The sequence below is a fragment of the Brevibacillus nigriterrae genome, assembly GCF_049846925.1.
Taxonomy (GTDB): domain Bacteria; phylum Bacillota; class Bacilli; order Brevibacillales; family Brevibacillaceae; genus Brevibacillus_H.
The window spans coordinates 290057-303389 of sequence record NZ_JBNCMT010000001.1; the positions used below are offsets into that span (position 1 = coordinate 290057).

The window sequence follows — 13333 nt, forward strand, 5'->3', positions numbered from 1 at the left end:
CGTCATCGACAAAACGATCATTCACACGAGCTAGGACCAAAGTCCCGAGTCGGTCCCCACCACCAATGATAGGAACAATCGTGGTTAATCCTGAACGGAATACTTCCTTCATTTCTACTGGGAATGCCGTATACGGGCTATCGACATCAAGGTTGGCAGATGTCTCTTCTACTTTTAACAGCCCAATGCTGTATTCTTCAGGGAAACGTCTTTCTTCGAGCATTTTGCGGATACGTTCGTTATCGATTTCCTGGTGGATGGTATATCCGAGCAATTTACCTTTGCGGCTCACCACAAAAATATTTGCTTCAATTACATCACTTAATACTTGACCCATTTCGTTAAAGTTTACTGCATGACCCGCAGATTTTTGCAACATGCGGTTAATTCGTCTGGTTTTGGACAACAAATCCATCTCTTCTTCCTCCTGACATCTACTCTCTTAATTTTTATAAGATGTATTGACTAAGATCTCTATTCTTCACAATATTATTTAACTTCTCTCGGACGTATTCTGGGGTGATTTTAATCACTTCCAAGTGAATATCTGGTGCTTCAAATGACAAATCTTCCAACATTTTTTCAAGAAGGGTGTGTAAACGTCTCGCACCGATGTTGTCAGTTGACTGATTTACCTCAGTTGCCAGTTTGGCAATTTCATAGATTGCATCTTCTGTAAATTCTATTTTGATACCTTCTGTCTCAAGCAGGGCAGTATACTGCTTGATTAAAGCGTTCTTCGGCTCTGTCAGAATCCTTACGAAGTCTTCTACCTGCAAGCTGGTCAGTTCTACCCGAATCGGGAAGCGACCTTGCAGCTCAGGAATCAAATCAGACGGCTTCGCCATATGGAAAGCACCTGCCGAGATAAACAGGACGTAATCCGTTTTAACTGGGCCGTACTTGGTCATTACGGTAGAACCTTCAACAATCGGGAGGATGTCACGTTGAACACCTTCACGAGATACATCAGGTCCACGTCCATCTTTCCCCGCAATCTTGTCAATCTCATCGATAAAGATAATTCCTTGCTGTTCAGCACGGTGGATTGATTCCTGAATAACTTCATCCATATCCACAAGTTTTTGCGCTTCCTGTTGAATTAATACCTTTCTGGCATCTTTAATTCGTAATTTTCGTTTCTTGGTACGCTTAGGCAATATGCTTCCTAGCATATCCTGCATTTGCATCCCCATTTGTTCTGCACCTGGAACTTGGAACATATCCAGCATGCCAGGAGACTGATCTTCAACATCAATCTCGATGATCTGATCTTCCAATTGACCTGCCGCAACCTGGAACGCTGCTTGTCGGCGCTGCTGCTCAAGAGAAACATCTTCTGGATCTGGTTGCGGAGCTTGCTGTTGTTGATTGCCGAACAACATCTCCAGCGGATTCTTGAATCCAACCTGCTGTTTGCGAGACGGAACCAGTATATGAACGATCGCTTCATTGGCCAGTTTCTCCGCTTTTTCTTTCACAGCTTCCATTTTTTCGGTTTTTACCATACGGATGGCTGTTTCAACCAAATCACGCACCATTGACTCAACATCCCGACCAACATAGCCTACTTCGGTAAACTTAGTCGCCTCTACTTTGATGAAGGGAGCTCCCGTCAATTTGGCAATGCGACGAGCAATCTCAGTTTTACCTACCCCTGTCGGACCAATCATAAGAATGTTTTTTGGAATTACCTCTTCAATCATACTTTCAGGCAATTTGCTTCGGCGAAATCGGTTTCGAAGAGCAACTGCAATGGCACGCTTGGCTTGTGCTTGCCCCACAATATACTTGTTTAAATGTTCAACGATTACTCTGGGAGTCAATTGTTCCAGATTCACCAATGCGATTCCTCCCTGCTACTTTTTTCTGTGAAAAACGTCTCGACGTTTTTCATAAAAGTGGATGCGACCGCTTGAGGTCAAATATAACGGTCATGACTGTTATATTTCTTCAACAACCAAGTTGGAGTTGGTAAATACACAAATCTCCGCTGCTGTTAAAAGGGAAGCCTGTGCAATCTCTCTTGCAGTCAGATGGGGTGCATATTTTTTCAACGCACGTCCTGCCGCCAAAGCAAAACTTCCACCTGATCCAATCGCTAAAATCCCATCATCTGGCTCGATAATCTCGCCATTACCGGAAACTAATAGAAGGTTATCCTTGTTCATGACGATCATCATTGCTTCTAATCGACGCAATACTTTATCTGACCGCCAATCTTTGGCTAATTCAACAGCAGCTCTTTGCAAGTTGCCATGGTACTCTTCTAATTTGCCTTCGAACTTCTCAAATAAAGTAATTGCATCGGCAACAGATCCCGCAAATCCAGCGATGACCTCTCCACGATACAAACGACGAACTTTCTTTGCTCCGTTCTTCATAACCATACTATTTCCAAAAGTAACCTGACCGTCTCCGGCCATTGCTGCACCTCCATTATGGTGTACAGCAAATATGGTAGTGGCGTGAAATTGCTCCATCTTCTCCAATCACTTCCTTCTCTTGTCCGCCCGAGGATGGGCAGAATCGTAAACTTGACGCAACCGTTCTTTGGTTACATGCGTGTAAACCTGCGTTGTCGAGATGTTAACGTGCCCTAGTAGTTCTTGTACGGTTCGCAGATCAGCACCTGCATCAAGCAGATGGGTGGCAAACGTATGTCGAAATGTATGAGGAGAGATATGTAAATGAAGAGCAGCCGCTTCTACGTGTTTGTTCACAATGCGTCGAACGCTGCGATCAGATAAGCGCTCTCCACGATAATTTAACAGGAATACTCCGTGATCAGGCTTGCCATCAAGCAGCATTTCTCTTCCCTGTTCTAAATATTGCCGAATTGCCTGTATCGCATAACTGCCAATCGGAACATATCTTTCTTTTGCCCCTTTACCAAACACCAGGGCAACACCAGTCGAAAGGTCCAGTGAAGCAAGTGTTAAAGTAACAAGTTCAGTTACACGAATACCGCTGGCGTACAGCAGTTCAAAAATTACTCGATCTCGTTGCCCAAGCGGTGTCCCGGAATCAGGTAGCTCAAGCAAGGTTTGTATCTCATGCGGATACATGAAAGAGGGTAATTTTTTCTCCACTTTTGGTGTCGAAACCAGTTGAAATGGATTTTGACTCACATTTCTCTCGCGCATATGGAATCGAAAAAAACTGCGTAAACTTGAGAGTTTGCGAGCGATACTTCGCCTCGCTAGCCCTTTCTTTGCTAAATGGGCCAAAAATGAGCGTCCATGCAAATAAGAAACAGCATCCAATGTATCAATTTGGTGCTGTTCCATAAATACGGCAAATTCAAGAATATCCGCAGAATATTGGTTGATTGTATGGCGAGATGCATTTTTCTCTACCTGTAAATAGTGAAGAAACGGTTCTAAACAGGTGGATAAAACCACTGAATTGTCCATCTCACACGTACTCTCCTCGAAGGCAACTATATAGTAACATAGTATATACTGCTTATCAACCTAAATTGTATCATTTCTGTGAAAAATTCTGAATAGTTTCTAACGCTCTTGCAGCTAACCGTTCATTCTTATCTTTCTTGTTGCGAATCTTTTGACCCAGAGCAGGTAGCAGTCCGAAATTTGCATTCATTGGCTGAAAATGCTTTGCGTCAGTAGTCGTAATGTAGTGAGCCATACTTCCGATTACTGTCTCTGCAGGAAACGAAAGCAACTCCTCCCCTTTTATCAGCTTTGCTGCATTTATCCCTGCAAGCAAACCGGATGCGGCAGATTCCACATAGCCTTCGACGCCTGTCATTTGTCCGGCAAAGAATAGGCTATCCCGTTCTCTGTATTGATACGTAGGACGAAGCAGTTTCGGTGAGTTGATAAAAGTGTTTCGATGCATCACACCGTAACGAACAATTTCACAATTCTCCAATCCAGGGATCATGGAAAACACTCGTTTTTGCTCAGGCCATTTCAGGTGCGTCTGAAAACCTACTATATTATATAGTGTCGCAGCACTGTTATCCTGGCGAAGCTGGACAACAGCAAACGGCTGTTCTCCAGTGTGAGGATTAACCAGACCCACTGGCTTCAACGGACCAAACAGCATCGTCTGTTTTCCTCGACCAGCCATTACCTCAATCGGCATGCACCCTTCAAAAAACACTTCTTTCTCAAATTCCTTGACAGGTACCGCTTCTGCTGAAATCAGTGCCTCATAAAAACGATTATATTCCTCTTCATTCATCGGGCAATTCAGGTATGCCGCCTCTCCTTTATCGTAACGAGAAGCGATAAATGCCTTGCTCATATCAATCGAATCTTTCTCAATGATGGGTGCAGCAGCATCATAGAAGTACAGATATTCCTGACCAGTAAGATTTTTGAGTTTGTCTGACAAACTGGCGGAAGTAAGTGGTCCTGAAGCGATAACCGTGTACCCTTCCGGAATCTCTTCGACTTCCTGATTAATGACCTCAATCAGCGGATGGTTGCGTACAGCCTGAGTTACATATTCGGCAAATTCATGCCGATCGACTGCCAATGCACCTCCCGCAGGAACCTGGCAATTGTCAGCAGCCTTGATAATAATGGAATTCAGGTGACGCATCTCTTCCTTTAATACACCCACCGCATTGGTCAGCGTATTGGCTCGCAATGAATTGCTGCATACCAATTCTGCAAACTTGTCGGTGTGATGGGCTGGAGTCTGCTTTACCGGTCGCATCTCATACAGTTTCACAGAGACTCCTCTCTCTGCAATTTGCCAAGCTGCTTCACTGCCTGCCAACCCTGCTCCGACAACAGTTACGTATGGTTGTGTCATGCTGAGTACCCTCCAACTATTGATACGATTACGAATCTACTTCCTCCATGTAATCACATTGAGGACCCGTGCACGAAATACTTACCCCTTGTTTTTTCCGTTTTTTCTCTACGAGCATGCTTTTACATTTGGGGCAAGGTCTCGCAATTGGTTTATCCCAGGAAACGAAATCACACTCTGGGTAACGGTTGCATCCATAAAAGAGACGATTCTTTTTACTTTTACGTTCCACAATCATTCCGGTTTCACATTGTGGACAAGGAACTCCTGTATCTTTGACAATCGGTTTCGTATTTCGGCAATCCGGGAAGCCGGAACATGCTAAAAATTTCCCGAACCGCCCTAGTTTGTACACCATATGTCTTCCGCACAGTTCACAAAGCTCATCCGAAACTTCGTCTTTAATCTCAACTTCTTCCATCGTTTCTGCCGCAATCTCTACCTGCTTGGCAAAGGATGGATAAAATGAATCGAGAACTTTCACCCAATCGGCCATACCCTCTTCTACTTTATCCAATCCTGACTCTAATTCTGAAGTAAACTCTACATCCAGAATCTCAGGGAAAAACTCTTCTATTAAACTATTGACGATTTCACCTAATTCAGTCGGAATAAATCGTTTTTCTTCCAAAGCAACATATCCACGCTTCTGAATGGTCTCAAGCGTTGGGGAATAGGTAGAAGGACGGCCAATGCCATTCTCTTCCAGCGTTTTGATTAAGCGTGCTTCTGTATAACGAGGTGGCGGTTGGGTGAAATGCTGATTCGGCTCAATTCCCTCCGTCTCAAGCTTTTGCCCTTCTTCAATCGGAGGCAAAATGGTATCTTCCTCTTTTTTTCCTTCATCATTGCCCTCTACGTATACCTTCATAAAACCTGGGAACTTCACTTTGGAACCGGTTGCTCGGAAGAACACACCATTTGCTTCAGTATCCACACTCATGGTATCCAATACTGCCGAAGCCATTTGGCTGGCAATAAAGCGCTCCCAAACCAGACGATATAAACGAAGTTGATCACGAGATAAGAATTCTTTTACTTTATCGGGGTGACGGAGTACCGACGTTGGACGAACCGCTTCATGAGCGTCCTGAGCCCCTTCTTTCTTCCCGTAATTTCTTGGCTCTGTCAAAGCATACTCCATGCCATATTCAGAGAGGATATATTCCTTCGCCTCATCCTGTGCTGTTTGTGAAATACGAGTTGAGTCTGTACGCATATAGGTAATCAAACCGACAGTTCCTTCCTTGCCAAGATCGATCCCTTCATATAATTGTTGGGCAATCATCATCGTCTTGGCTGTACGGAAGTTTAACTTGCGGGCTGCTTCCTGTTGTAGAGAACTCGTAATAAACGGTGGAGCAGGGTTGCGCTTACGCTCTTTCTTCGTCACCTTCGATACAACGAAAGGGTGGTCGCCAATCCGTTTCAAAATCTCATCTACTTCTGTGCGGGATTTGACTTCTACTTTTTCCTCACCAAATCCATGAAAACGTGCTTCAAATGACTTGTTACCAGAAAGAAGCGTGGACGTAATAGACCAATACTCCTCAGGCACAAAGCTTTTAATCTCATTTTCCCGATCGTTGATCATTTTAACTGTGACGGATTGTACCCGTCCTGCACTTAAGCCTTTTTTTACCTTTTTCCACAAGAGGGGACTAATGTTATACCCCACCAGTCGGTCAAGGATTCTTCGAGCCTGCTGAGCATTAACCAAATCCATATTTATATGTCGAGGATGCTTGAATGCTTCCTTGATCGCATCCTTGGTAATTTCATTAAATACAACACGAATCGGCTTTGAAAGATCAAGTCCCAGATATTGGGCCAAATGCCATGCGATCGCTTCCCCTTCGCGATCAGGGTCGGCAGCAAGATAGACTTGTTTTACCTTTTTTGCCGAATCTTTTAAGGTTTTGAGTACATCACCTTTACCACGAATCGTTATGTATTTCGGTTCATATGAATTCGTAACGTCAACAGCCATTTGGCTTTTCGGGAGGTCTCGCACGTGGCCCATTGACGCTTTTACGATATATTTGTTACCTAAGTATTTGCCAATTGTTTTCGCTTTTGCCGGAGATTCGACGATTACAAGCGTTTCAGCCATTTTTTTCCTCCCCCATGTTGAATAGAATCTCCCCTATTATTCAATATGACTTTCTATTTGTCAAACTTCACTTATTTTCATTTTTTATCTCCACGCCTGCGATAATATCCTCCTGGCAGCCACTCGATCCACTTTTTACTTAGCAATAGCAGCAGAGTCGAATCGATGGTGTCTCTATAATGGGGTTCCAGACTCTCGAATAACTGATCCCAGTGAACAGGCTCAATACTGATCATTGATAACAATAGCCGTTCATCGGAATCAAGAGAATTTGTCTCGTCCACTGATTGCGATTTCGGAAGTATCCAGGAAAACTCTTCAATAACTTCTCTACAGTTTGTAACCAGCTTAGCCCCATCTTTGATTAAGGAATGAGGACCTCCGCTTGCTTGAGAAAAGATTGACCCAGGGACTGCAAAAACCTCTTTTCCCTGTTGCAGAGCATGGTTTGCAGTAATCAATGATCCACTTCGTTCGGCTGCCTCAATCACTACAACTCCAAGACTGATCCCGCTAATGATTCGATTTCGCTCGGGAAAAAGCCCCGGATGCGGTTTCGTATTCGGTGGGTATTCAGAAAGCACCAACCCGGAGTTGACAATCTGATAATAGAGTTGAGAATTTTGCTTTGGGTAAATGTGCCCAATCCCAGATCCTAGTACAGCGACTGTCGGAGCATCTGCTTCCAACGCAAAGCGATGGGCCAAAGTATCAATTCCCAGTGCCATCCCGGAAACGACAACCATCCCTAATTTCGACAAACCATTCGAGAAATATTGACATGCCGATTCGCCATAACTCGTCGTTCGCCTTGATCCGACAATGGCAATCAAATGATTCTGGAGTAATGAATAATCACCTTTGTAGAATAAAATTGCTGGTGGATCTGGAATATGACGCAAGCTCTCGGGAAAGTTGGTATCCAGGAAACAAGAAAAATCCATTTGCAAGGCTATTCTCTCTTTTTTATCTTGCAGTATTTGAGGCAGATTCATACGTGAGATGATTGCTTGAGAAACAGTTTGCGGAATTCGTGGACAACTTGGCATCACATTGCTGTATTGCTCATAAAGAGAAAAACTACCAAAGTGTTTATAAATCCAATAGATGATTCCTCTTCCTACCCCTTCAATCAAGCAAAGGGAATACAACCAGTCTCTTTCTTCCAGTACTTCATCCCCCATATCCTTCCTCCTCATCACTTTTTCTACATTATAGGAAGAGACAGATGGAGAGAACAAAAAAATATAAGAAAACCCAATCATATAAAAAAGAAGATGGACAAATGCCATCTCCTTTTTGTTTACCCATGTATTATACGAGCACTTTTTCGAGCATGCCTTTTTCTTTCAACACTTCAACAAGTGTTTCTCCAATAACTGCTGGAGTTTTGGCTACACGAACACCGCAACGTTCCAAAGTAGCAATTTTCTCAGCAGCCGTACCTTTTCCGCCAGAAATGATCGCACCAGCATGACCCATGCGTTTTCCTGGAGGTGCAGTTTGTCCACCGATAAAGCCCACTACTGGCTTTTTCATGTTTGCTGCGATCCATTCAGCTGCTTCTTCTTCAGCTGTTCCACCAATTTCACCGATCATAATTACTGCTTCTGTATCAGGATCTTCATTGAACAGGTGAAGAACATCGATGAAGTTTGTACCATTCACAGGGTCTCCACCGATACCAACTGCTGTAGATTGACCGATTCCGCGAGTAGATGTTTGGTGAACCGCTTCATAGGTTAAAGTACCAGAGCGAGATATAATACCTACTTTACCAGGAGTGTGAATGTAGCCTGGCATGATACCGATTTTGCACTCACCTGGAGTGATAACGCCTGGGCAGTTAGGACCAACAAGGCGGGTCTTTTTACCTTCCATGAAGCGTTTTACTTTCACCATATCCAGGACTGGAATACCTTCTGTGATACAAATAACAAGGTCCAAATCCGCATCGACAGCTTCCATGATTGCATCAGCAGCACCTGCTGGTGGTACATAGATAACAGATGCATTTGCGCCTGTTTTGTCTTTTGCTTCAGCAACAGTGTTGTATACAGGAACATGAACGGTAGAACCGTCTTCAAGTGCAAAATCTACAACTGTTCCGCCTTTGCCAGGTGTTGCGCCAGCTACCATTTGCGTTCCGTAATTCAGACCGCCAAGCGTGTGGAACATCCCGGTTTTTCCAGTCATGTTTTGCGTAATTACTTTTGTATTTTTATTGACAAGAATACTCATCGCGTGTTTTTCCCACCTTTATTTCCTTAATTGAAGTTGGGTTCTTCCGGTTTTGCAGAAAACGCATACATTTTGGTAAAAATGTATCGATATCGTATTACTTCACGAGTGCAACGATTTTTTCTGCACCATCCGCCATAGATTCGGCTGCAACGATGTTCAAGCCAGATTCTTTCAAAATCTGCTTGCCTTTTTCTACGTTGGTACCTTCCAAGCGAACAACCAACGGACGATCCAATTGTACTTGTTTCGCAGCAGCAACTACACCGCTAGCGATAATGTCGCATTTCATGATTCCACCGAAGATATTTACGAAAATGCCTTTTACTTTCTCATCTTTCAAGATGATTTTGAAGGCTTCTGTTACTTTCTCTTCAGTCGCACCGCCACCTACGTCAAGGAAGTTCGCAGGTTCGCCGCCGTAGAAGTTAACGATATCCATCGTAGACATGGCAAGACCAGCACCGTTAACCATGCAGCCGATGTTTCCATCCAAAGCGATATAGGACAAATCGTATTTGGATGCTTCGATTTCTTTCTCGTCTTCTTCACCAAGGTCACGCATTGCCACGATATCAGCATGACGATACAATGCATTGGAATCAAAGTTCAATTTGGCATCGAGAGCCATAACTTCTCCATCGCCAGTTACAACCAGTGGGTTAATTTCAGCGATTGAACAATCTTTGTCAACATATGCTTGATAAAGACCAGTCATAAATTTAACCGCTTTGTTTACCAGTTCATTCGGGATATTGATCGCATAGGCAAGTTTGCGTGCTTGGAAAGCAGTCAAGCCTGTAGTTGGATCAATTACTTCTTTGAAGATTTTTTCCGGAGTGTGTTCTGCTACTTCCTCAATCTCCGTACCACCCTCTTCAGAAGCCATCATGGTTACACGACCAGTCGCACGGTCAAGAACCAAACCTATGTAGTACTCTTTTTTGATGTCGCAGCCTTGCTCGATCAACAAACGTTTTACTTCTTTGCCTTCTGGACCTGTTTGGTGAGTGACAAGCACTTTACCGAGAATTTCGCTTGCGTATGTGCGAACTTCATCCAGATTTTTTGCAACTTTGACACCGCCAGCTTTACCGCGTCCGCCTGCGTGTATTTGCGCTTTGACAACCACTACTTTGGTTCCCAATTCTTTTGCAGCCTCTACAGCTTCTTCTACTGTAAATGCTACGCGACCTTCAGGCACTTTCACACCGTATTGCTTTAGTATCTCTTTACCTTGATACTCGTGAACGTTCATTCTCCATCCTCCTATGGCATTTTGGAACGGAATCCCTACCACTAAGTTGTGAACAACATGTCTATTTTACGACAAATTACGATGATAGAAAAGCTTTATATCACCATACTAGCCATTCTCCACCAATAATTTATACGTAAGAAGTAATTCTTCTAATTGTCGAATAATTTGCGAATGTTTGAATCCTTTTCCTTCTATATAAAATCCGGATTCATACACCACACATTCTTTTCTAGTATTCCCAATTAGGAGTATGATTTTATACCTTACTTTTTCATTTTGAAGGGAAGAATCGGTTGATCTAGTTCCGTTTTGCAGGATCCGAACAAACTGGTGAGCAACACCTTCCAATAAAATTGGGTCAATCCCTTCTTGCAATTGAGGTTCTTTCTGTCCAGCAGCAAGCATGATAATTTTTTCTGCTTTAAAAAGTTGATCAAACTCCTTTGATTCTTCTGGCTGTGGAGGTATATATTTTGTTAATAATGAAAATAGGGAACCTGAGACTCGCATGTACTGTGTATCCTTGCCGACTTGAATCGATACTAAGCTTGGGGTAAGTACGGTAATCTCTCTTATTCTCTCACCAAAATCAATTCGTAACCGGTAATGAGGAAATAAAGGATATGGAGTTGATTTTGGTTTCTTTTGGACAATTGCTTGGCGAATCATTTGCCAGATTTCGGAGGATTGTTCGGAAGTAAGCCGAACAGTACCATTCTTGTCAACTGCCTCTACATCGATCGACTGAACATTTGGTGCCTTGATCAACGCTTGTCCGGTTAATTCCGCAATTTTTTGATAAAAGAGAGACGCGTCTTTTCCACGATAGGTGACATCTTCAAACTGGCATGCTGATTCTCCCACTTCAATTACGAGCGGAGCATGGCTTTCATGATAAGCCAACAACGTATACCGAACTTCTTCTTCCTTCAACCTTTCTGTTGAACGATAAAGTTCTTCAGTCGTCAAGGGTAATTCCTTTTTTATCGTTGCCATATCAAGGCCTATTTCCTGACCATCTGTTGTAAGTACAGACACTTTCTCGACAGAATCTATTTTGGCAGCTAATACGTTACGCTCCTTGGTTCCTGGCTTATCTCCCACGTTAGAACATCCCGCAATTACAGCAATTAAAAAGATCCATAGTAAGTTCCATGCCCATCCTTTAGTCATGCGGTCCCCCCAAGTGTTGAAATGATTCTAAAGCAATCCTAGACGTCGACTAATGTCACTTCCTAAGCGCCTTTTCACATAGATTTCACCAATTTGATGCGGATCTTTGACGATGACCGAGCGATTGTTTGTTCGAATGGAAACATATTTCTCCCCGTTCTTATCAAAACCACAAATTAAATCAGAACAAACCTCAATAAAGATGGCTACTACATACTTGTCTTCTATCTTTTTTAATGAAATTTTCGGAAAAGGAGCAAGTAATGGAGTGGTTTTATCCTGAATATATTGTGTAATAGCCAAAATATACTTATCTGGATCACCATAATGCTGCAGTTCATCATTGATGCCAATGATTTGACCATCGTCTGCTATGCCTAAAAACAGATTGCCATTGTTGCTGTTGGAAAAGGCGACAACAGCTTTAATGATTGCACTCTTGGAGTTAAGGAAATCCCGTTTAAACTCGATCATGTCATTCTCTCCAAGGCTTATCGCAGTCAAGGGGTCATCGATACGCCCCAAATACCGGAATCGGCTGAGTGCACCTAGTCGATACACATACTCTTCAAAAATATCGGCGGGAAGATTCAGTTCCTCAATGACAGCATCGCTGTTTTGCCAAAGTTTGTATGTTTGCGGAGAAAAACACATATCAAACAAGACAGAAGTACCGATTGATTTAATATTCATACCGATTGCCACGATTGTTTCGTTTGAGCTATGATAAGGTATACCTTGAATCTCCAGCACACCGCTTTTCACCAAAAAATCGAAGTAGTGACGTGGCAGCTTCAGCCCTGTTTTCACTAACTCCCTTTTCTGATTTTCATTCGCTCTTTTTAACACGTGATACAAATCAAAATGCACTTCAAGATCATTCATTTTATGTACAATCGCAAGAAAAAAACAGAGGATTCGCATAATTCACCTTAACTTTTCAAAAGGATTTCCTTGTTTTGTATATAAATAGTACTTTAATCATATTGTAGTTTTTTTGCAATGTTTTTGCCACTTTTAACACAATACCTCAATACTTGTCGTACTTATTTTAGAGTCTTTACATTTTTTTATGCTCTATTTAAAATATTTTTGTTAACAAAACTGGGTAAAATACCGAAATTATTAATAGACGTTCGTCATTTATTTTTTTAGGCCTAGTTCATATGGACTAGGTCGTTTTTTATAGAAAAACGACTAGATCTTTTTTTCCAAAAAAAGAACAGGTCTTTTTTTCAAAAAAAGAACAGGTTTTTTTCTTCCATCCTAGGAGGTTGCTATGTTGAAATACCCCATTCCCTTACTGCCCCCAAATGAAAATTCTGCTGTGCTACCGTTGATCGAAGAGTGCCATGAGCCACTTGTCTCTCTTGCCGGTTTGACTGACAAGATCCAAGTCCATCCGTACTACTACCAGCTTGGCTATCCTCATGCCCTGTCAGGTTGTTTTGTGCGAAAAGGAGTGGCAGATCGATTAATCAAGACTGCTGAAGACCTCCCTGTCGGATACTATCTGCATGTCTTTGATGGATGGCGTCCACTTGAAGTTCAGCAGTCAATCTATGATGATTTCAAGACACAATTGCACAATCAAGGTTATACAGAAGGGGATGAGCTCGATCAGGAACTATCGAAATATGTTGCCAAACCGGTCTACCGCCCTGAAAAACCGCTCGGACACTTGAGTGGCGGAGCTATTGATCTGACGATTGGCGGTCCCGATGGCTTGTTAGACATGGGAACTGATTTTGATG

General features: G+C 42.8%; 11 protein-coding genes and 1 pseudogene. 1 reads left to right on the plus strand and 11 read right to left on the minus strand.

The genetic code is table 11. From position 1 onward, the window contains the following. From ACPW7N_RS01520 to ACPW7N_RS01570, 11 genes and pseudogenes are all read right to left on the minus strand, one after another. Positions 1 to 415 (minus strand): annotated as a pseudogene (locus ACPW7N_RS01520) (GTP-sensing pleiotropic transcriptional regulator CodY); the annotation flags it as partial. Between the two features lie 34 nt (positions 416 to 449). After that, positions 450 to 1844 (minus strand): ATP-dependent protease ATPase subunit HslU, encoded by a 1395-nt coding sequence (gene hslU / locus ACPW7N_RS01525; protein ID WP_425649219.1) that lies wholly within the window; start codon positions 1842 to 1844, stop codon positions 450 to 452. Between the two features lie 99 nt (positions 1845 to 1943). Beyond that, entirely contained in the window at positions 1944 to 2483 is a 540-nt protein-coding gene (hslV, locus tag ACPW7N_RS01530) for an ATP-dependent protease subunit HslV (protein WP_425649220.1), read from the minus strand. Between the two features lie 9 nt (positions 2484 to 2492). Then, the gene (gene xerC / locus ACPW7N_RS01535) at positions 2493 to 3416 is read right to left on the minus strand and encodes a tyrosine recombinase XerC (RefSeq protein WP_425649221.1); all 924 of its coding nucleotides are present in this window, start codon (positions 3414 to 3416) and stop codon (positions 2493 to 2495) included. Between the two features lie 70 nt (positions 3417 to 3486). Next, positions 3487 to 4791 carry an FADH(2)-oxidizing methylenetetrahydrofolate--tRNA-(uracil(54)-C(5))-methyltransferase TrmFO gene (gene trmFO / locus ACPW7N_RS01540; RefSeq protein WP_425649222.1) on the minus strand — a complete coding sequence of 435 codons (1305 nt, stop codon included), beginning with the start codon at positions 4789 to 4791 and terminating at the stop codon, positions 3487 to 3489. Positions 4792 to 4819: 28 nt separating this feature from the next. Further along, positions 4820 to 6904: a type I DNA topoisomerase gene (topA, locus tag ACPW7N_RS01545; RefSeq protein WP_425649223.1), complete on the minus strand. Its 2085-nt coding sequence runs from the start codon at positions 6902 to 6904 to the stop codon at positions 4820 to 4822. A 77-nt stretch (positions 6905 to 6981) separates the two neighbouring features. After that, positions 6982 to 8088 carry a DNA-processing protein DprA gene (gene dprA, locus ACPW7N_RS01550; RefSeq protein ID WP_425649224.1) on the minus strand — a complete coding sequence of 369 codons (1107 nt, stop codon included), beginning with the start codon at positions 8086 to 8088 and terminating at the stop codon, positions 6982 to 6984. Positions 8089 to 8218: 130 nt separating this feature from the next. Further along, positions 8219 to 9145 (minus strand): succinate--CoA ligase subunit alpha, encoded by a 927-nt coding sequence (gene sucD, locus ACPW7N_RS01555; RefSeq protein WP_425649225.1) that lies wholly within the window; start codon positions 9143 to 9145, stop codon positions 8219 to 8221. Between the two features lie 97 nt (positions 9146 to 9242). Next, positions 9243 to 10403 carry an ADP-forming succinate--CoA ligase subunit beta gene (sucC, locus tag ACPW7N_RS01560; RefSeq protein ID WP_425649226.1) on the minus strand — a complete coding sequence of 387 codons (1161 nt, stop codon included), beginning with the start codon at positions 10401 to 10403 and terminating at the stop codon, positions 9243 to 9245. Positions 10404 to 10511: 108 nt separating this feature from the next. Then, positions 10512 to 11579 carry a hypothetical protein gene (locus ACPW7N_RS01565; RefSeq protein ID WP_425649227.1) on the minus strand — a complete coding sequence of 356 codons (1068 nt, stop codon included), beginning with the start codon at positions 11577 to 11579 and terminating at the stop codon, positions 10512 to 10514. A 27-nt stretch (positions 11580 to 11606) separates the two neighbouring features. Continuing rightward, positions 11607 to 12503, minus strand: coding sequence for an AlbA family DNA-binding domain-containing protein (locus ACPW7N_RS01570; protein WP_425649228.1), 897 nt, complete (start codon positions 12501 to 12503; stop codon positions 11607 to 11609). A gap of 355 nt (positions 12504 to 12858) precedes the next feature. Here ACPW7N_RS01570 and ACPW7N_RS01575 point away from each other — a divergent pair. Continuing rightward, on the plus strand, positions 12859 to 13333 hold a 475-nt coding region (locus tag ACPW7N_RS01575), incomplete at its 3' end, for a M15 family metallopeptidase domain-containing protein (protein ID WP_425649229.1).

Coding starts and splice junctions, on each gene's coding strand:
- sucC (WP_425649226.1), bottom strand. CDS start 10,403: ATGAACGTTCACGAGTATCAAGGTAAAGAGATACTAAAGCAATACGGT.
- sucD (WP_425649225.1), bottom strand. CDS start 9,145: ATGAGTATTCTTGTCAATAAAAATACAAAAGTAATTACGCAAAACATG.
- xerC (WP_425649221.1), bottom strand. CDS start 3,416: ATGGACAATTCAGTGGTTTTATCCACCTGTTTAGAACCGTTTCTTCAC.
- ACPW7N_RS01570 (WP_425649228.1), bottom strand. CDS start 12,503: ATGCGAATCCTCTGTTTTTTTCTTGCGATTGTACATAAAATGAATGAT.
- hslV (WP_425649220.1), bottom strand. CDS start 2,483: ATGGAGCAATTTCACGCCACTACCATATTTGCTGTACACCATAATGGA.
- trmFO (WP_425649222.1), bottom strand. CDS start 4,791: ATGACACAACCATACGTAACTGTTGTCGGAGCAGGGTTGGCAGGCAGT.
- topA (WP_425649223.1), bottom strand. CDS start 6,904: ATGGCTGAAACGCTTGTAATCGTCGAATCTCCGGCAAAAGCGAAAACA.
- ACPW7N_RS01565 (WP_425649227.1), bottom strand. CDS start 11,579: ATGACTAAAGGATGGGCATGGAACTTACTATGGATCTTTTTAATTGCT.
- dprA (WP_425649224.1), bottom strand. CDS start 8,088: ATGGGGGATGAAGTACTGGAAGAAAGAGACTGGTTGTATTCCCTTTGC.